The sequence below is a fragment of the Hydrogenophaga sp. genome (genome assembly GCF_050250835.1).
In the GTDB taxonomy this organism is placed as follows: domain Bacteria; phylum Pseudomonadota; class Gammaproteobacteria; order Burkholderiales; family Burkholderiaceae_C; genus Hydrogenophaga.
In genome coordinates this window covers 1-20204 of record NZ_JBFWNX010000021.1, presented here as the reverse complement: position 1 = coordinate 20204, position 20204 = coordinate 1, and the positions used below count along the sequence as shown (strand labels likewise).

Below are 20204 nucleotides of genomic sequence, written 5' to 3'. Positions count from 1 at the left end.
GATTGGCCCAGGGACTTGTACTGAAGCCGGTGTCGTTCCGGGGACTCAGTGGCTGGCGTTGCTCACATCCACAGCGCGCGCCAGGCCAGGCGCGGCAGGTCGCTTGAGCCGAGCTTCATGCGGGTCTGCCAGCTGCGGTGCTCGATCGCGGCGATCTTGTCCAGCACGGCCAGGCCGCCTTGCACGACCAGGCGAAGCTCCCAGCCGGCTCGCCCCGGCACGCGGTGCACCAACGGGGCGCCCTGCTGCATGAGGCCGCGCGCGAAGCCGCACAACTCGGCCACCACGGCCTGCTGGCGGGGGAACGACAGGCCCGCCGCGCTGGTCTCCTGGGGCAGGAAGTCGGCCACCGTGGCGCCCTGGCGCTGCAGCACGTCGGCCGGCAGGTAGTTGCGCCCTCGCGGCAGGTCCACGCTCAGGTCTTGCCAGAAGTTGATGAGTTGCAGGGCGCTGCAGATCTGGTCGCTGTGTTTCAACGACGCTTCGTCGCGCACGCCGTAGAGGTGCAGCAGCAATCGGCCTACCGGGTTGGCCGAGAGGCGGCAATACGCCAGCAGCTCCGCCATGTCGGCATAGGGATGCGCGCTCGCGGTGTGGCGCACGTCTTGCTCGAATGCACTGATCAGGTCGTGCAGGTGTTCGGGCGGCAGCGTGTGGCGACGCACCGCCTGAGTCAACGGACCGAAAACCTTCGGCCAGCGCCGGGAGGGGGCCTCGGCGGCGACGGCGCCCGGCAGGCACTGCACCAGGTCGGCGCGGTAGGCTGCCAGTTCGGCCAGGCGTTCCTCAGGGGTGGCATCGCCCTCGTCGGCAATGTCGTCGGCGGTTCGTGCGAAGTGGTAGATGGCCGCCACGGCGGGTCGCAAGGCAGCCGGGCACAGCCAGGAGGCGACAGGGAAGTTTTCGTCGTGTCCGACCGCACCGCCGAGCCAGTCCGCGCGCGAGGCGGCAGTGGCGACGGAGGATGACGAGGGTTCGAGGGTCGGGGGCATGGCGGAAATCCTGGAGAAGGGGGTCGAATTTACACTACAATTTTGATTACTAACCGGTCAGTCATTAATGATCTGACCAAATTCCAACCGCTTCACACCCCTGGGCGCAAGCCAGCACCGCCATGAGAACACCCCGAATGCTGCTCATCGTTTCCGTTGCCCTGGCTGTGGCTGCCTGCGCCCGTCCGGAAGCCTCGCAGGAGCCGATCCGATCCGTCAAGCTGCTCACTGTCGGCACGGGCGACTTCAATGTCCGGGCCGAGTACGCGGGCGAGGTTCGGGCCCGCACCGAATCGCGGCTGGGTTTCCGGGTGGGTGGCAAGCTGGTGCAGCGCCCGGCCGAAGTGGGGCAGCGCGTCAAGCCCGGCCAGTTGCTCGCCCAGCTCGATTCGCAGGACCTGGCACTCTCCAGTCAGGCGGCGCAAGCCCAGGTGAGCGCGGCGCAGACGCAGCGCGACCTGGCCGCCGCCGACCTCCGGCGCTACCAGGACCTCTTGTCCCGTGGATTCGTGAGCGGTGCCGAGATCGAGCGGCGCCAGGCCACGCTGCAATCGGCCGAGGCCACCTTGCGGCAGGCGAAAGCCCAGGGCGCGGTGCAGGGCAACCAGGCGGCCTACGCGCGCCTGCTGGCCGACGGCGCGGGCGTGGTGCTGGCGGTGGAGGCGGAAGTGGGGCAGGTGGTGGCTGCGGGCACACCGGTGGTGCGGGTGGCGCGCGACGGCGCGCGTGACGTGGTGATCGCGGTGCCCGAAGACCGGGTGGGACAGCTCAAGGCGGGTACGAACGCGCAAGTCCGCCTGTGGGCGGGAGCGGGTGGCGCGGGTGGGACAGCGGCGCCGATGAACGCGGTGGTTCGTGAAGTGGCCGCGAGCGCCGATTCGCTCACGCGCACTTACCAGGTCAAGCTCGCGCTGCCCGACGACGCCACCGCGCCGCTGGGTGCAACAGCCTACGTGACGCTGGCGCCATCGGCCAGCGCGGTCGTGGCCGGTCCGGTGATCAAGCTGCCCACCAGCGCACTGATGCGCTCCACCGATGGTGACCGATCGGGCACGTCGGTCTGGGTCTTCGACGCAGCGGCGGGCACCGTGCAGCCGCGCCCGGTGGTGGTGGCCGGCGCCGATGGCAACGAGATGGTGATTGCTGCCGGCCTCAAGCCTGGCGATGAAGTGGTGGCCGCGGGGGTGCATGTGCTCGCGCCAGGCCAGAAGGTCACGCGCTTCGTTGGCACCACCGCGCAGTGAGCTCCGAATGAGCGAAACCAGTCACGACGCCACGCAGCCCGGTTCCTGGGTCTCGCGCTTCAACCTTTCGCAGTGGGCGCTGGACCACCAGGCATTCACGCGCTACCTCATGATCGTGCTCATGCTGCTGGGGGTGGCGGCCTATTTCCAGCTCGGGCAGGACGAGGACCCGCCCTTCACCTTCCGTGCCATGGTGGTGCGCGCCTACTGGCCCGGTGCCACCGCCGAGCAGGTGGCCGAGCAGGTGTCGGACCGGATCGAGAAGACCCTGCAGGAAGTGCCCTACGCAGACAAGATCCGCAGCTACTCCAAGCCGGGTGAGACGCTCATCATCTTTCAGCTCAAGGACTCTGCGCCGCCGGGCGAAGTGCCGCAGGTCTGGTACACCGCACGCAAGAAAGTGGGCGACATGCGCGGCACCTTGCCACAAGGTGTGGTGGGGCCGTTTTTCAACGACGAATTCGGTGACGTGTACGGCGTCATCTACGCGCTGCAGGGCGAGGGTTTCTCGCCCGCAGAACGCAAGACGGTGGCCGACGATGTGCGCCAGCAATTGCTGCGCGTGCCCGATGTCAGCAAAGTCGAGCTCTTCGGGGTGCAGGACGAAAAGCTCTACATCGAGATGTCGCAGAAGCGCCTGGCGGTGCTCGGCCTGAACCTGCAGCAGGTGCTGGACGCCATGGGCCAGCAGAACGCGGTGGAATCGGCGGGCGCGGTTCAGTCGCCGCAGGACGTGGTGCAGGTGCGCGTGGCCGGCGCCTTCAACTCGGTCGATCAGTTGCGCGCCATGCCCATCCGTGCGGCCAACGGCACGCAGATCCGCCTGGGCGACATCGCCGACATCGGCCTGGGCTACGAAGATCCTCCGGCGGTGCTGGTCCGCCACAACGGCAAAGACAGCATCGCCCTGGGCATCTCCATGGCCAAGGGCGGCGACATCATTGCGCTGGGCAAGGCCCTCAAGACCTCGGTGGCGGGCATCGAGGCGCGCCTGCCGGCGGGCATGACGCTGGCCCAGGTGCAGGACCAGCCCTCGGCCGTGACGAACTCGGTCAACGAGTTCGTGAAGGTGCTGATCGAGGCGGTGGTGATCGTGCTCGCGGTGAGTTTCCTGGCGCTGGGCCTGCACCGGCGTGAAGGTGGCAAGGGTCTGCGCCGCTACACGCTGGACATGCGTCCGGGCCTGGTGGTGTTCATCACCATACCGCTGGTGCTGGCCATCACCTTCCTTGCCATGAACTACTGGGGCATCGGCCTGCACAAGATATCGCTGGGCTCGCTCATCATCGCGCTCGGCCTGCTGGTGGACGACGCGATCATTGCGGTGGAGATGATGGTGCGCAAGCTGGAAGAGGGCTACAGCATGATGCGCGCGGCCACCTTCACCTGGGAGGCCACCGCCATGCCCATGCTCACCGGCACGCTCATCACGGCGGCTGGCTTCCTGCCGATCGGGCTGGCCAATTCCACCACCGGGGAATACACGTTTGCCATTTTCGCGGTCACCGTGCTTGCGCTGGTCATCTCCTGGGTGGTGGCGGTCATGTTCGTGCCCTACCTGGGCGTGAAGCTGCTCAAGGTCAAGCCCCATGTGGGTCAGGTGCATGAGGTTTTCGACGGTCCGTTCTACGTGCGGTTTCGGGCCACGGTGGACTGGTGCGTGGAGCACCGCTGGATCACGATCGGCGCGACCATCCTCACCTTTGTGCTCGGCATCGTGGGAATGGGCTCGGTGCAGCAGCAGTTTTTTCCCGATTCGAGCCGGCCGGAGATTCTGGTTGATGTGTGGCTGCCTGAGGGAAGCAGCATGCAGGCCATGGACGAGGTGACGCGGCGCCTGGAGACGCGCCTGGCTGCCGAGCCCGGCGTGCGCAGTGTGAGCACCTGGGTGGGATCGGGCGTGCCGCGCTTCTACCTGCCGCTGGACCAGATCTTTCCGCAGACCAACGTGTCGCAGATGATTGTGCTGCCCAGGGACCTGAAGACGCGCGAACAGATGCGCAAGGCGCTGCCGGCGCTGCTGGCCACGGAATTTCCCGAAGTGCGTGGGCGCGTGAAGTTGCTGCCCAACGGCCCACCCGTGCCCTATCCGGTGCAGTTCCGCGTGGTGGGCACCGACCCGGCGGTGTTGCGCGGCCTGGCCGACGAGGTCACGCAGGCGATGCGCGCCAACCCGAACACGCGCGGCGTGAACGACAACTGGAACGAGTCGGTCAAGCGGCTGCGGCTCGAGGTGGATCAGGCCAAGGCGCGCGCGCTCGGCGTGTCCAGCCAGTCGATTGCCCAGGCTTCGCGCACGCTGCTGAGCGGCAGCACGGTGGGCCAGTACCGCGAGGGCGACAAGCTGATCGACATCGTGCTGCGCCAGCCGCTGGAAGAGCGTGACGCCATCAGCAGCCTGGCCAATGCCTACCTGCCCACGGCCAGTGGCCAGGCCATACCGCTGCTGCAGATCGCCCGGCCAGTGTTTGACTGGGAACCGGGCGTGATGTGGCGCGAGAACCGCGACTACGCGATCACGGTGCAAAGCGACGTGGTGGAGGGCTTGCAGGGTGCGACCGTGACGGCGGAGCTGCAACCGGCGTTGAAGAAGATCAGCGACGGCTGGGCCGAGCGGGGGCTGAATGCCTACCGCATCGAAGTGGCCGGCGCGGTGGAGGAAAGCAGCAAGGGCTCGGCTTCGATTGCGGCAGGCATTCCATTGATGCTGTTCATCGTCTTCACCCTGCTCATGTTGCAGTTGCAGAGCTTCAGCCGCTCGCTGCTGGTGTTCCTCACCGGTCCGCTGGGCATGGCAGGCGTGGCCGGGGCCTTGCTGCTGCTGAACCGTCCGTTTGGTTTCGTGGCGCTGCTGGGCGTGATTGCACTCATGGGCATGATCCAGCGCAACTCGGTGATTCTGATTGACCAGATCGAACAGGACCGTGCGCGCGGCGTACCGGCGTGGGACGCGATCGTGGAGGCGGCGGTGCGGCGGATGCGGCCCATCGTGCTGACGGCAGCGGCGGCGGTGCTGGCGATGATTCCGCTGTCACGCAGCGTGTTCTGGGGGCCGATGGCGGTGGCGATCATGGGCGGGCTTGTGGTGGCCACCGTGCTGACTCTGCTGGCGTTGCCTGCGATGTATGCGGCGTGGTTCCGGGTCAGGCGGGAGACCGTCGCTGTTGGCCGATGACCGATCCCACCGGAGAAAAGAGGGAACAATACCAAGCATGCGCCTACGCCACATCGAAGTCTTCAATGCCGTCATGCTCACAGGCAGCGTGAGCGCCGCCGCCCGCATGATCAATGTGACGCAGCCCGCCGTGAGCCGCACGTTGCAGCACGCCGAACTTCAACTGGGCTTTCAGCTTTTTCAACGCGTCGGCGGCAGGCTCAAGCCCACGGTGGAGGCGCAGGTCTTGTACCCGCACATCGAACGGCTGTTCACCCAGCTCGACGAGGTGCAGCGCCTCTCCGCCAGCCTCAAGGCCGGGCGCGGAAAGGGTGAGCTTCGCGTGCTCACCGTGCTCGCGCTGAGCTACGAAGTCTTTCCGCGCGCCATGCGGCTGTTTCGCGAAAAACATCCCTCGGTGGTTGTGCATCATGAGGCACTGCACTCGCCACAGATCGTGTCTTCACTGGTGCTGCAGGAGGCCGATGTCGGCTACGTGTTCAGCGCCGTCTCGCACCCCGCGCTGGCTCAGGAGCAACTCGCGCAGCGGCGCGTGGTCTGCGTGGTGCCCAAGGGCATGCTGCCATCAAAACAGGTCAGGGCAGGCACCATCACACTGGCCCAGCTGGCGAAGCTGCCCGTGATCGCACTCGATGGCCAGGACCCGCTGGGCACCTTGCTGGCGCATGCCGTGCGAGACAGCGGTGCCGGCCTGCAGGAAGTGATGACCGTGCAGACCTACCACGTGGCACTGGCGCTCGCGCACCACGGCGTGGGCGTGGCCATGGTGGAGGGCTGCACCGCCGCTTCGGCAGATGCCGACCGGGTCGACGTGCTTACCCTGGAACCCGAACTGGCCACCACCGTGCGCATGCTGCGCCCGCTCGCGCGGCCCAATTCGCTCACCACCCGCACCTTCACGCGCTGCATGCAACAAGCCCTCCAGCAGCTGGACTGAGACTTTCATTCAACGCGCGCGCCACCCGCTGCGCGCTGCCAAAGGCCAGTGTGAATCCCAGGGCGCCGTGCCCGGTGTTGAACAGCAGGTTGGATGGCGAACCCGGCAGCCGGCCCAGCACCGGCAGGCCGGTCGGCGTGGCCGGGCGCAGGCCGGCCCAGGGTTGCACATCCTCGAAGTTGCCGGCCTGGGGAAACACCTCGCGTGTGCTGGCCACCAGCGAAGCGATGCGCTGGGCCGGTATCGCGCGGTCGTGCCCCACCAGTTCGGCCATGCCCGCCACGCGCAGGCGGTCTCCAATTCGAGCGAAGACCACCTTGCGCGCAGCGTCGGTCACGTTCACGCGCGGCGCCGCGCCATCGGCTTCGCTGGCCTGCAAGGTGATGCTGTAGCCCTTGAGCGGATACACCGGCACATCCAGCCCCAGCGGTGCGGCAAATCGGCGCGAACCCGTGCCGAGCGCGACCACGAAGGCGTCGGCTTCGATGCGACCCTCGCGCGTTTCGGCGGCCACAATGCGTTCACCCTGGCGCAGCAGCCGCGTGACCTCGGTGTGGAACAGGAAGCGCACGCCGCGTTGCGCCAGCCGTTGTTGCAAAGCCTGGCACACCTTGAAGCAGTCCGCCGCACATTCGCTGGGTGTATGGATGGCACCGGCGAAGTGGGGCGCGTGGTGCGCCAGCGCGGGCTCGATGGCCAGCGCCTCGGAGGGCGAGAGCGCGTGCTGCACGGTACCCAGACTGCGCTGCAGTTCCATTTGCCGTCTCGCGGCAGCGAACGCGGGGGCGTCCGGGTAGAGCACCAGCTTGCCGGTGGCAGAGAAATCGCAGTCCAGCGATTCTTGCGCCATCAATTGTTCAAACCCTGCCCGGCTCTCCGCCGCCAGCGCGAGCAGGCCGGCCGTGGTGCGGCGCGACACGCTGGCGCGGCACGCGGCCAGAAAGCGCAAGCCCCAGGCCCACTGCTGCGGATCGAACTGCAACCGGAACTTCAAGGGCGAGTCGGGCGCCAGCAGCAGCTTGGGCAACTGCAGCCACAGCGAAGGGTCGGCCAGCGGCTGCACATAGGAATAGCTCAGTTGCGCACCGTTGGCGCCACTGGCGCCGGCACCGGCCTGGGCGCTGTCGATCAGCGTCACCTGGTGACCATCGCGCTGCAACTGCCAGGCTGTGGCCAGGCCGACGATGCCGGCGCCAAGCACGCAGACGTGAAGGGATGGGGAAGGAGGGGCGCTCATGCTGCGCACTGTAGAGGTGAGGATGGCTGTTTGAAAAATGCCGTTCATGCCATCGCCCATGCCGTGAAGTCATGGGTGTTTCGAGACCGCGAGGCCATAAACCCCAGACATGGATGGGCGACAAAAAAGCATTCTCAAAGTGCAGGTGTGCTCCGTACACTGGGACGGTCGTCTCACCTTGGCACACCGCAGAATGAAACCCACCCGTGTCTTTCACCGCCAGCTTCGTCACGACCTGCCTGTGGCGGTGAGCGGGCGGGGCATCACCCTGACGGATGCGCAGGGCAAGAGCTACCTCGACGCCTCCGGCGGCGCAGCCGTTTCCTGCCTGGGACATGGCCATCCGGACGTGCTCGCGGCCATGCATGCGCAGATGGATCGCCTGGCCTACGCGCACACCAGCTTTTTCACCACCGAGGTGGCCGAGGAGCTGGCGAGCGTGCTGATCGACACCGCCCCGGCGGGCATGAGCCACGCGTACTTTGTCAGCGGCGGTTCGGAGGCGGTTGAAGCGGCGCTCAAGATGGCGCGACAGTATTTTGTGGAGATCGGCCAGCCGCAGCGGCGGCACTTCATCGCCCGGCGGCAGAGCTACCACGGCAATACCCTGGGTGCGCTGGCCGTGGGTGGCAATGCATGGCGGCGCGAGCAGTTCAAACCGTTGCTCATCGAGGTGAAGCACGTCTCGCCCTGCTACGAATACCGCGACCGCCGTGATGGCGAAACACCCGAGCAATACGGCCAGCGGTTGGTGATCGAGCTGGAAGAGGCCATCCAGCAGCTGGGCCCCGACACGGTGATGGCTTTCGTGGCCGAGACCGTGGGCGGCGCCACGGCGGGCGTGCTGGTACCCGTGCCTGGCTACCTGAAGGGCGTGCGCGAGGTCTGCGACCGCCACGGCATCCTGCTGATCCTGGACGAGGTGATGTGCGGCATGGGGCGCACCGGCACCCTGCACGCGTGCGAACAGGACGGCGTGGTGCCCGATCTGCTCACCATCGCCAAGGGCCTGGGCGGCGGTTACCAGCCCATTGGCGCCGTGCTCGCTCAGGGCAAACTGGTCGATGCGTTCCGCCGAGGCAGCGGACTCTTCCAGCACGGACACACCTACCTCGGGCACGCCGTGGCCTGCGCGGCGGCGCTGGCGGTACAACGCGTCATCGAGCGCGATGGCCTGCTGGCCCAGGTGCGCGAACGTGGTGCACATCTGCACAGTTTGCTGCAGCAGGCCTTCGGCGACCATCCACACGTTGGCGACATCCGAGGGCGTGGTCTTTTCTGGGGCATCGAGCTGGTGGCCGAGCGCGAAAGCAAGCAGTGGTTCGACCCCTCGCACAAGCTGCACGCCAGCATCAAGAGCAAGGCCATGGCAAATGGCGTGCTTGTTTACCCCATGGGCGGCTCGGTGGATGGTCGCTGCGGCGACCACGTGTTGCTGGCGCCGCCCTTCATCAGCACGCCGGGCGAACTGGAGCAGATCGTCGATCGTCTGGCCAGCGCGATCGACCTCGCGGTGGCTCAGGCCGACGCCCAATTGACTTCATGACGCATTTGCATACCCTTCTGGGGTAAACACTATGCCCGGAGCCCGAGGCCGGCACGATGCTTGCCTTAGGATTCGAAGGCATCGGGGAACGTCCTTGAGGGGCGCCACGATTGTTCAACCACGCAGAAAACTGCAGGAGCTTCAACCATGAAAAAATTCCAACTCTGTCTGAGCGCCATGGCCACCGCCGCCGCGCTGATGGCTCCCACGGCGCCGGCCCAGGCCCAGCAGAAGTTCATGACCATCGGCACCGGCGGTGTCACCGGCGTGTACTACGCCGCAGGCGGCGCAATCTGCCGTCTGGTCAACAAAGACCGCGCCAAGCACGGTTTCCGCTGCTCGGTGGAGTCCACGGGTGGCTCGGTCGTGAACATCAACACCATCAAGGCGGGTGAGCTCGATTTCGGTGTCTCGCAGTCGGACGTGCAGTACAACGCAGTCAACGGCGCGAAGCAATTCGAGAAGGATGGCAAGCACGCCGACCTCCGCGCGGTGTTCTCCATCCACCCCGAGCCCTTCACCGTGCTCTCGCGCAAAGAGTCCAACATTGCCAAATTCGATGACCTCAAAGGCAAACGCTTCAACATCGGCAACCCTGGCTCCGGCACGCGCGCTGCCATGGAGGAGTACCTGACGGCGGCCGGCTGGAAGGTCTCTGACTTCGGCCTGGCCGCAGAGCTCAAGGCCGATGAACACGGAGCTGCCCTTTGCGACAACAAGATTGACGGCTTCTTCTATGGTGTGGGTCACCCCAGTGCCAACATCCAGGACCCCATCACCACCTGTGGCGCCAAACTGGTGCCCATGACCGGTGCCGCAGTGGACAAGCTGGTGGCTGCCAACAGCTACTACGCCAAGGTGAACATTCCGGGCGGCCTGTACGCGGGTCACCCCAACCCCACGCCCACCTACGGCGTGCTGGCATCGTTCGTGACCTCTGCCAAGGTGTCGGATGCGGCCGTGTACGAGCTGGTCAAGGCGGTGTTCGAGAACTTCGACGAATTCAAGAAGTTGCATCCGGCTTTTGGTGCCCTCGATCCCAAGGCCATGATCAAGGACGGCCTGTCGGCTCCGCTGCACCCCGGTGCCGTGAAGTATTACAAGGAAAAAGGCTGGATGTAATCCACCTTCCGGAGCCGATGTCTTGACGGACTGACGCACGCAGGAAAGCTCTGACTCGTCAGGGCTTTTTTGTTTTCAACGCAGATCAAACAAAACGAGAACAAGAGGACCGCATGAACACCCCTGCCGCACCTGAGGTGGATGTCAATCAACTGGTGGCCGACAACGACACCGGTGGCCGTGCCCCGGGTCCCTGGATGAGCCGGTTTCTTCTGTACATGGCGATTGCCTGGTCGCTGTTCCAGTTGTGGATTGCCTCGCCTCTTCCTTTCAGCCTGGGCGTGCTGGTGTTCAACGACACGGAATCGCGCGCCATTCATCTTGCCTTCGCGATTTTCCTGGCTTACATGGCCTACCCGGCGTTCAAACGATCGCCCAGGGCCTATGTGCCGGTGACTGATTGGGTATTCGCCATTGCAGGGGCGTTTTGTGCGGCGTACCTGTTTCTCTTCTACAACCAGCTGGCTACGCGCCCAGGGCAGCCCACGGACATGGATGTCTACACGGCCGCAGTCGGCATGGTGCTTCTGCTGGAGGCCACGCGCCGAGTGCTGGGCCTGCCCATGGTGGTGGTGGCGGTGGTGTTTCTCATCTACACCTTCGGCGGCCCTTACATGCCCGACATGATTGCTCACAGGGGCTTCTCGCTCAATCGCGCGATGAGCCACCAGTGGTTGACGACCGAGGGCGTCTTCGGTGTTGCGCTTGGCGTGTCCAGCAGCTTCATCTTTCTGTTTGTCCTGTTTGGCTCACTGCTGGACAAGGCGGGCGCGGGCAACTACTTCATCAAATCGGCTTTTGCGTTGCTGGGCCACATGCGTGGAGGGCCCGCAAAGGCAGCCGTGCTGTCGTCTGCCGCCACCGGAATCATCTCGGGCTCGTCGATTGCCAACGTCGTCACCACCGGCACGTTCACCATTCCACTCATGAAACGGGTGGGCTACAGGCCGGATCAGGCGGGCGCCGTCGAAGTGTCCAGTTCGGTGAACGGCCAGATCATGCCGCCGGTGATGGGCGCGGCGGCGTTCCTGATGGTGGAGTACGTGGGCATTCCCTACATCGAGGTGATGAAGCACGCCTTCCTGCCCGCCATCATTTCCTACATGGCCTTGCTGTACATCGTTCATCTGGAGGCACTGAAGGCCAATATGGTCGGATTGCCCCGACGTGGAACCGGGTCCGCGGGATCCCGGCTGCTGGCGTTTGCACTGACCGTCTCGGGCTTTTTCGTCCTGGCCGGGGTCGTGTACTGGGGCATCGGCTGGATCAAGACGGTGATGGGTGACGCCGCGGTCTGGGTGGTGGGGCTCGGGCTGCTGGCTTCCTATGTGGGTCTCCTGTGGTTTGGATCGAAGCAACCTCAACTTGAACTCGATGATCCGAACGCACCCGTGTTCGAACTGCCCGAAACCGGCCCCACGGTGAAATCGGGTCTGCACTACCTGCTGGCGGTGGTGGTGCTGATCTGGTGCCTGATGGTGGAGCAGATGTCGCCGGGACTCTCGGCGTTCTGGGCCACGATGTTCATGATCTTCGTCATGGTCACCCAGAAGCCCATCGTGGCAGCCTTCCGGGGGGACGTCGGCATGGGCGCGGCCACGCGCCAGGGCTTTGCCGACCTTGTCGATGGCCTGGCCACCGGCGCGCGCAACATGATCGGCATCGGCGTGGCAACAGCCGCAGCGGGCATCATCGTGGGCACTGTCTCGCTCACCGGCGTCGGCCTGGTCATGACCGAGCTGGTGGAGCTGCTTTCGGGTGGCAACCTGATGCTCATGCTGGTGCTCGTGGCGCTCATCAGCCTGATCCTCGGCATGGGTCTGCCCACCACGGCCAACTACATCGTGGTCTCCACCCTGATGGCGCCGGTGGTGGTCGAGCTCGGGGCGCAAAGCGGCCTGATCGTGCCGCTCATTGCGGTCCACCTCTTCGTGTTCTATTTCGGCTTGATGGCCGACGTCACGCCCCCGGTAGGTCTGGCTTCATTTGCAGCGGCCGCCATTGCGCGGGCCGATCCGATCAAAACCGGCATCACCGCCTTCGCCTACAGCATGCGCACGGCGATCCTGCCGTTCCTCTTCATCTTCAATACACAGCTTCTGTTCATTGGGCTCACGGGTCCGTTCCACCTGATATTGACGGTGGGCAGTGCCATCGTGGCCATGCTGGTCTTCGCTGCCGCCACGCAGGGCTACTTCCTGGTGCGTTCGCGCTGGTACGAGACGCTGGCGTTGCTGCTGGTGACGTTCACTCTGTTTCGACCGGGCTTCTGGTGGGACATGATTTACCCGCCCTACGACACGGTGCCCGCCGCCAGGATGAATCAACTGATCGAGGAAGCGCCAGCCAATTCAGGAAAGCGACTTTGGATCGAAGGAACGAACCTGAATGGCGACGACATTCGCAAGGGCGTGCTGTTGCCGCTGGGGCCGCAAGGCAGTGCGCGCGAGCGACTTGCAAGCTCGGGCGTGAGCGTGGTGGCCCAAGGCGAAGAGTTGCTCATTTCCGGCGTGAAGTTTGGCAGCCCTGCCGAAAAGCTCGGCATCGAGCAGGGGTACCGAATCGTCTCTGCGGAGGTGCCTGCCGATCGGCCCGAAAAGGAGTGGATGTTCATTCCTGCCGTGTTGTTGCTGATGATCGTGATTGGCCTGCAGCGCATTCGCAGGCCACGCAAGTCGGCGTCGGCGGCAGCGGTGGGGACCTGATTGGTGCGCATTGCCCTGATCCACGCGTTGTCGCACTCGGTCGCGCCGATCAACGAGGAGATGGCGCGCGCCTGGCCCGAGGCGGTGCGCATGAATCTGCAGGATGACAGCCTCTCTGCCGATCTCGCCAGCAGTGGCAAAGGCCTGGACGAGGCCATGCACCGACGATTCGAAACGCTCGCGGCGTACGCCGAAAGCACGGGTGCGAAGGCGATCCTCTTCACCTGCTCGGCCTTCGGGCCGTGCATCGAGGCGGTGGCCGCGCGCCGGCCGCACATGCCCGTGCTCAAACCCAACGAGGCCATGGTGGCCGAAGCGGTGGCGCGCGGCGGCCGCATCGGGCTGGTGGCCTCGTTCGCACCCACGCTGGTGTCCATGCCACAGGAGTTCCCGGCTGGCACCGAGCTCGTCACCTGCCTGGCCGAGGGCGCCATGGATGCCCTGAACCGGGGCGATGACGCGGGCCACGACGAACGCGTGGTGGAAGCCGCTCACTGGCTGGCGGGGCAGGGCTGCGATCTGATCGCCCTGGCCCAGTTCAGCATGGCACGCGCCCAGCGCGCCGTGCACAAGGCCACAGGCCTGCCCGTGCTCACCACCCCCGGGAGCGCGGTGCGGGTGTTGCGCCAACGCCTGGGCGCCTGAGCGGGCCGGGCGAGGAGAAACACAGCGGCTACAATCTAAGGTTGCCGTGAAGTGGACAACCGGCCGCTCAGCGAACCCATTGCTGCGTCGGAAACCCTCTACGAGGCGCGCGGGTGGCGAAATTGGTAGACGCACCAGGTTTAGGTCCTGACGCCAGCAATGGTGTGGGGGTTCGAGTCCCCCCCCGCGCACCACACCACAGACAAAGACATTTCCCCGGGTCCGCCAGGCAGGCTGGTTGACCGACACCCTTTTGGAGAGAACCATGACCGTGACCGTTGAAACCCTGGAGAAGCTGGAGCGCAAGATCACGCTGACGCTGCCGGCCGATGTGATCCAGAACGAAGTGTCCAACCGACTCAAGCGCATTGCCCGCGACGTGAAGATGGACGGATTCCGTCCAGGCAAGGTGCCCATGAACGTGGTGGCCCAGCGCTATGGCTACTCGGTGCACTACGAGGTCATGAACGACAAGGTGGGCGAGGCCTTTGCCAGCGCTGCCAACGAGGCGCAGTTGCGCGTGGCCGGCCAGCCAAAGATCACCGAGAAGGAAGGCGCACCCGAAGGCCAGCTGACTTTCGACGCCGTGTTCGAGGTCTACCCCGAGGTGAAGATCGCCGACCTGTCCACTGCCACCGTGGAGAAAGTCGCCGCCGAGGTGGACGCCGCCGCCATCGACCGCACGCTGGACATCCTGCGCAAGCAGCGCCGCACCTTCGCGCAACGCGCCCAGGATCAGGCCGCCCAGGACGGCGACCGTGCCACCATCGACTTCAGCGGCAAGATCGACGGAGAGCCGTTTGAAGGTGGCAAGGCGGAAGCCTTCCAGTTCATCGTGGGTGATGGCCAGATGCTCAAGGAATTCGAAGACGCCGTGCGCGGCATGAAGACCGGCGAGTCCAAAACCTTCCCGCTCGCCTTCCCGGCCGACTACCACGGCAAGGATGTCGCCGGCAAGACCGCCGACTTCCTGGTCACGGTCAACAAGCTCGAGGCCGCGCACTTGCCTGAAGTGGACGAGGCTCTGGCCAAGTCGCTCGGCATTGCCGAGGGCACCGTGGAAGGGCTTCGCGCCGACATCCGCAAGAACCTCGAACGCGAAGTCAAGTTCCGCCTGCAGGCCCGCAACAAGCAGGCCGTGATGGACGCCCTCATCTCCAAGGCCGAACTGGACCTGCCCAAGTCGGTGGTCCAGTCCGAACTGGACCGCCTGGTGGAAGGCGCCCGCGCCGACCTCAAGCAGCGTGGCGTGAAGGATGCCGACAAGGCCCCGATCCCCGAAGAGCTCTTCCGTCCGCAGGCCGAGCGCCGCGTGCGCCTGGGCCTGGTGGTGGCTGAGCTCGTGCGTGCCAACGAACTGCACGCCAAGCCCGAGCAGATCAAGGCCCACATCGAGGAGCTGTCAGCTTCCTATGAAAAGCCCGCCGACGTGGTGCGCTGGTACCAGAGCGACAACCGCCGCATGGCCGAAGTCGAGGCCATCGTGATCGAGAACAACGTCACGGAATTCGTGCTGGCCAAAGCTCAAGTGACCGAAAAGTCGGTCAGCTTCGACGAGCTGATGGCCCAGGCCTGATCGTCCTGGCGGGTGACAGTCAAAGGGCGGAGCGATCCGCCCTTTCTTTTTCCGCTCCACCCCCCATCTGGCAGGTTCCGTGGCCCTGCGTCTGTTCCGGTCTTGTGCCGAAGCGGGTGATGGCCGAGGCGGGTTGGTTACAGTAGTGACATGGCAAGCATCAATACATGGAGAAACGCATGAGCGCAATGGACATTCAAGGTTTGGGCATGGTGCCCATGGTCATCGAACAGTCGGGCCGCGGTGAGCGCTCCTACGACATCTATTCGCGCCTGCTCAAGGAGCGCGTGATTTTCCTGGTGGGTGAGGTGAACGACCAGACCGCCAACCTCGTGGTGGCGCAGCTGCTGTTCCTGGAGAGTGAAAACCCCGACAAGGACATCTCCTTCTACATCAACTCCCCTGGCGGAAGCGTGACCGCCGGCATGGCGATCTACGACACGATGAACTTCATCAAGCCCGACGTGTCCACGCTGTGCTGCGGCTTTGCCGCGAGCATGGGCGCCTTCCTGCTGGCCGCCGGTGCCAAGGGCAAGCGCTTTTCGCTTCCGAATTCCAAGATCATGATCCACCAGGTGCTGGGTGGCGCGCGTGGCCAGGCGACCGATATCGAGATTCACGCCCGCGACATTCTGCGCACCAAGGACCAGATGAACCGTATCCTGGCCGAGCGCACGGGCCAGCCCCTCGAAAAGGTCAAGCAGGACACCGAGCGAGACTACTTCCTCACGGCCAGCGAAGCCCAGGATTACGGCCTGATCGACAAGGTGATCGAGAAGCGTCCCGGCACACCCTGAAGCACCGCTGCGGGCCGGATGGCCCCCGCAGGAGCGGTAAATGACGGACATCGTGCCAAATCCGGCGCTTTTCCGCCGTTTGTCGCCCCTCGCCCTTGAACTATCATTGTTGTCATCGCTTTACCGAGCCCCCCAACCTATGGCCGACAAAAAAGCCGCCTCCAGTGAAAAAGCGCTCTATTGCTCCTTCTGTGGCAAGAGCCAGCACGAGGTCAAAAAGCTGATCGCCGGTCCTTCGGTGTTCATTTGCGACGAGTGCATCGACCTGTGCAACGACATCATTCGCGATGAGTTGCCCGGTCTCGAGTCGGTCAAGGCCTCGGGCGATGACGTGCCCACGCCGGCGCAGATCAAGGCAAACCTGGACAACTACGTCATCGGCCAACAGCCCGCCAAGCGCGCGCTGGCCGTGGCGGTCTACAACCACTACAAGCGCCTGCGCCACAAGCAGACGGCCCGCAAGGACGACGTGGAACTGGCCAAGAGCAACATCCTGCTCATCGGTCCCACCGGATCGGGCAAGACGCTGCTGGCCCAGACCATGGCGCGCATGCTCAATGTGCCTTTCGTGATGGCCGACGCCACCACCCTGACCGAAGCTGGCTACGTGGGCGAGGACGTTGAAAACATCGTGGCCAAGCTGCTCCAGAGCTGCAACTACGACGTCGAGCGTGCCCAGCAGGGCATTGTCTACATCGACGAAATCGACAAAATCACGCGCAAGTCCGACAACCCGTCGATCACCCGTGACGTGTCGGGCGAGGGCGTTCAGCAGGCCTTGCTCAAACTCATCGAGGGCACCATGGCCTCGGTGCCGCCGCAGGGCGGCCGCAAGCACCCGAACCAGGATTTCCTCCAGGTGGACACCACCAACATTCTCTTTATCTGCGGTGGCGCGTTTGCCGGGCTGGAGAAAATCATTGACAACCGCACCGAAGCTTCGGGCATCGGTTTCGGTGCCACCGTCAAGAGCAAGCAACAGCGCAGCGTGAGCGAGGCGTTCCAGGAGATCGAGCCGGAAGACCTGATCAAGTTCGGACTGATTCCCGAGCTCGTGGGCCGCGTGCCGGTGATCGCTGCATTGGCGGAACTCAGCGAGGACGCGCTGGTCGAAATCCTCACCGAGCCCAAGAACGCGGTCGTCAAACAGTTCGCCCGGCTGCTGGCCATGGAAGGCGCGGAGCTGGAAGTGCGCCCCACGGCGCTCAAGGCGATTGCCCGCAAGGCGCTGGCGCGCAAGACAGGCGCGCGCGGACTGCGTTCGATCCTGGAAAACGCGCTGATCGACACCATGTTCGATCTGCCGGGCATGAGCAATGTGGAGAAGGTGGTGGTCGACGAGTCCACCATTGATGAGAACAAGCCGCCCCTGCTGGTGTACCGCGAAGCGGCCAAGCAGGCCTGAATGGTCCACCCGCGCGCCCTGGAAGCGCGCTGAAGTGGTCGATGCGTCCGGTTGAGATCGCCCGCACCAACCCCATTTACCCGTTTTAGTCGAGGTTGACATGTCCGGACAAACCCCATTGCCCAGTTCGCCGGTTGAACTCCCGTTGCTGCCTCTGCGCGACGTGGTCGTGTTCCCGCACATGGTGATTCCCCTGTTCGTGGGTCGCCCCAAGAGCATCAAGGCGCTGGAAGCCGCGATGGAGTCCGAGCGTCGCATCATGCTGGTGGCGCAAAAGGCCGCTGCCAAGGACGAGCCGTCCACCGACGACATGTTCGAGATGGGCTGCGTGGCCACCATCCTGCAGATGCTCAAGCTGCCCGATGGCACGGTGAAGGTGCTGGTCGAAGGCGTGCAGCGCGCCAAGGTGCTCGCCATACAGGACGGTGAAACGCATTTTGTGGCCAGCGTGAGCCCGGTCGATCCCGGCGTGGAAAAGGCCGACACGCAGTCCAATGAACTGGAAGCCTTGCGCCGCGCCGTGATGCAGCAGTTCGACCAGTACGTCAAGCTCAACAAGAAGATCCCTTCCGAGATCCTCACCTCCATCTCCAGCATCGACGACCCGGGTCGCCTGGCAGACACCATTGCTGCGCACCTGCCGCTCAAGCTGGAGTCCAAGCAGGTCGTTCTTGACCTGGATCCGGTCAACAAGCGGCTGGAAAACCTGTTCGAGCAGCTCGAGCGCGAGGTCGACATCCTCAACGTCGACAAGAAGATCCGTGGACGCGTGAAGCGCCAGATGGAGAAGAACCAGCGCGACTTCTACCTCAACGAACAGGTCAAGGCGATCCAGAAGGAACTGGGTGAAGGCGAAGAGGGCGCCGACATTGAAGAGATCGAGAAGAAGATCAAGGCGGCCAAGATGCCCGCCGAGGCTCGGAAGAAGGCCGACGCCGAGTTCAAGAAGCTCAAGTTGATGTCCCCCATGTCGGCCGAGGCCACCGTGGTGCGCAACTACATCGACGCACTGGTGGCGCTGCCATGGAGCAAGCGCACCAAGATCAAGCACGACCTCGCGCACGCCGAGGCGGTGCTCAACGAAGACCACTACGGGCTGGAGAAGGTCAAGGACCGCATCCTTGAATACCTTGCTGTGCAGCAGCGCGTGGACAAGGTCAAGGCGCCCATTTTGTGCCTGGTGGGGCCGCCTGGCGTGGGCAAGACCTCGCTCGGCCAGTCGGTGGCCAAGGCCACGGGTCGCAAATACGTGCGCATGGCGCTCGGTGGCATGCGCGACGAGGCCGAGATCCGCGGGCATCGCCGCACCTACATCGGCGCCATGCCAGGCAAGGTGCTGCAGAGCCTGTCCAAGGTGGGCACGCGCAACCCGCTGTTCCTGCTCGACGAGATCGACAAGCTAGGCACCGACTTCCGGGGCGACCCGTCGAGCGCGTTGCTGGAAGTGCTGGACCCGGAGCAGAACCACACCTTTGGTGATCACTACGTCGAGGTCGATTTTGATCTCTCCGACGTGATGTTCGTGGCGACCTCCAACTCGATGAACATTCCTCCGGCGCTTCTGGACCGCATGGAAGTGATCCGCCTCTCGGGTTACACCGAGGACGAGAAGGTCAACATCGCCATGCGTTACCTGCTGCCCAAGCAGCTCAAGAACAACGGGCTGAAAGAGGGTGAGCTGGAAGTGCGCGAGGATGCCGTGCGCGACGTCGTTCGCTACTACACCCGCGAAGCCGGAGTGCGTTCGCTGGAACGCGATCTCTCCAAGATCTGCCGCAAGGTCGTCAAGGGTTTGTTGCTCAAGAAGTACACGCCCACCGTGGTGGTGACGGCCGACAACCTCAGCGAGTTCCTGGGCGTCCGCAAGTACAACTACGGTCGTGCCGAGGCGCAGAACCAGGTGGGTCAGGTCGTGGGCCTGGCCTGGACCGAGGTGGGTGGCGATCTGCTGACCATCGAAGTCGCCATCATGCCGGGCAAGGGCGTCATCACGCGCACCGGCTCGCTTGGCGACGTGATGAAGGAATCGGTCGAGGCGGCACGAACGGTGGTGCGCAGCCGCGCACACATGCTGGGCATCAAAGACGAGCAGTTCGACAAGCGGGACATTCACATTCACGTGCCCGATGGCGCCACTCCCAAAGACGGCCCGAGTGCCGGCGCGGCCATGACGACCGCACTGGTGTCCGCCATCACCGGCATCCCGGTGCGTGCGGACGTGGCCATGACCGGCGAGATCACGCTTCGCGGCGAGGTCACGGCCATCGGTGGCCTGAAAGAGAAGCTGCTTGCAGCACTTCGAGGCGGCATCAAGACCGTGATCATTCCGGAAGAGAACGTAAAGGATCTGGCCGAGATTCCAGACAACGTGAAAGAGGGCCTGGAGATCGTGCCGGTGAAGTGGATCGACAAGGTGCTTGCGATTGCGCTCGAACGTCTGCCCGTGCCGCTGACCGAAGAAGAGGTGGCGGCGCAGATTGCGGCCGCTTCCGTGCGCACGCCGGCGCCTCCCCCGGACGCCGTGAAGCACTGATCAAAAAATCAAATCGGGCTTGAAAGAGCCCGATTTTTTACGCTATAATTTTGGTTTTCGGCGAACACTGAATCAACGCAGTGCCAACGAAAAAAATGCGGGAATAGCTCAGTTGGTAGAGCGCAACCTTGCCAAGGTTGAGGTCGCGAGTTCGAGTCTCGTTTCCCGCTCCAGATTCAAAAAGGGAAGCTCTGCTTCCCTTTTTTGTCAGAGTTTCAGTTCGGCGCTCCACGTGCCGATCCTGATGGCGCGATAGCAAAGCGGTTATGCCCCGGATTGCAAATCCGGTT

Annotated in this window: 13 protein-coding genes and 2 tRNA genes; 13 read left to right on the top strand and 2 right to left on the bottom strand. The window is 64.4% G+C overall.

Annotated elements, in window-relative coordinates; all coding sequences use genetic code 11:
• Positions 1–62 precede the first annotated feature (62 nt).
• Positions 63–992, bottom strand: coding sequence for a squalene synthase HpnC (gene hpnC / locus AB7F11_RS19345; protein ID WP_428289975.1), 930 nt, complete (start codon positions 990–992; stop codon positions 63–65).
• 122 nt (positions 993–1114) lie between these two features.
• On the opposite strand from hpnC, the gene AB7F11_RS19340 reads away from it, so the two are divergent.
• From AB7F11_RS19340 to AB7F11_RS19330, 3 genes are read left to right on the top strand one after another with little or no spacing between them, the layout of a single operon-like run.
• The gene (locus AB7F11_RS19340) at positions 1115–2236 is read left to right on the top strand and encodes an efflux RND transporter periplasmic adaptor subunit (protein ID WP_428289976.1); all 1122 of its coding nucleotides are present in this window, start codon (positions 1115–1117) and stop codon (positions 2234–2236) included.
• 7 nt (positions 2237–2243) lie between these two features.
• Positions 2244–5411 carry an efflux RND transporter permease subunit gene (locus AB7F11_RS19335; RefSeq protein ID WP_428289977.1) on the top strand — a complete coding sequence of 1056 codons (3168 nt, stop codon included), beginning with the start codon at positions 2244–2246 and terminating at the stop codon, positions 5409–5411.
• Between the two features lie 37 nt (positions 5412–5448).
• Positions 5449–6348 carry a LysR family transcriptional regulator gene (locus tag AB7F11_RS19330; RefSeq protein ID WP_428289978.1) on the top strand — a complete coding sequence of 300 codons (900 nt, stop codon included), beginning with the start codon at positions 5449–5451 and terminating at the stop codon, positions 6346–6348.
• Here AB7F11_RS19330 and AB7F11_RS19325 read toward each other — a convergent pair.
• Positions 6308–7585, bottom strand: a complete 1278-nt coding sequence (locus tag AB7F11_RS19325) for a D-amino acid dehydrogenase (RefSeq protein ID WP_428289979.1) — start codon at positions 7583–7585, stop codon at positions 6308–6310. The two genes, AB7F11_RS19330 and AB7F11_RS19325, sit on opposite strands and share 41 nt — an antisense overlap.
• 193 nt (positions 7586–7778) lie before the next feature.
• On the opposite strand from AB7F11_RS19325, the gene AB7F11_RS19320 reads away from it, so the two are divergent.
• From AB7F11_RS19320 to AB7F11_RS19275, 10 genes are all read left to right on the top strand, one after another.
• Entirely contained in the window at positions 7779–9131 is a 1353-nt protein-coding gene (locus tag AB7F11_RS19320) for an aspartate aminotransferase family protein (protein ID WP_428289980.1), read from the top strand.
• 147 nt (positions 9132–9278) lie between these two features.
• Positions 9279–10253: a TAXI family TRAP transporter solute-binding subunit gene (locus AB7F11_RS19315; protein WP_428289981.1), complete on the top strand. Its 975-nt coding sequence runs from the start codon at positions 9279–9281 to the stop codon at positions 10251–10253.
• Positions 10254–10366: 113 nt separating this feature from the next.
• Positions 10367–12958 (top strand): TRAP transporter permease, encoded by a 2592-nt coding sequence (locus AB7F11_RS19310; protein ID WP_428289982.1) that lies wholly within the window; start codon positions 10367–10369, stop codon positions 12956–12958.
• A complete protein-coding gene (locus AB7F11_RS19305) occupies positions 12959–13603 on the top strand; it encodes an aspartate/glutamate racemase family protein (RefSeq protein ID WP_428289983.1) in 645 nt (214 codons plus the stop codon). It abuts the gene before it with no gap.
• 107 nt (positions 13604–13710) lie between these two features.
• A tRNA-Leu gene (locus AB7F11_RS19300) sits at positions 13711–13797 on the top strand.
• A gap of 71 nt (positions 13798–13868) precedes the next feature.
• Positions 13869–15179 (top strand): trigger factor, encoded by a 1311-nt coding sequence (gene tig, locus AB7F11_RS19295; RefSeq protein ID WP_428289984.1) that lies wholly within the window; start codon positions 13869–13871, stop codon positions 15177–15179.
• Between the two features lie 179 nt (positions 15180–15358).
• Positions 15359–15976 (top strand): ATP-dependent Clp endopeptidase proteolytic subunit ClpP, encoded by a 618-nt coding sequence (gene clpP, locus AB7F11_RS19290; RefSeq protein WP_428289985.1) that lies wholly within the window; start codon positions 15359–15361, stop codon positions 15974–15976.
• Positions 15977–16115: 139 nt separating this feature from the next.
• On the top strand, positions 16116–17381 hold the full coding sequence (gene clpX / locus AB7F11_RS19285; RefSeq protein ID WP_428289986.1) for an ATP-dependent Clp protease ATP-binding subunit ClpX: 1266 nt from the start codon (positions 16116–16118) through the stop codon (positions 17379–17381).
• A gap of 100 nt (positions 17382–17481) precedes the next feature.
• Entirely contained in the window at positions 17482–19914 is a 2433-nt protein-coding gene (lon, locus tag AB7F11_RS19280; RefSeq protein WP_428289987.1) for an endopeptidase La, read from the top strand.
• Positions 19915–20011: 97 nt separating this feature from the next.
• Positions 20012–20087: transfer RNA gene (locus AB7F11_RS19275), tRNA-Gly, on the top strand.
• Positions 20088–20204: the final 117 nt, after the last annotated feature.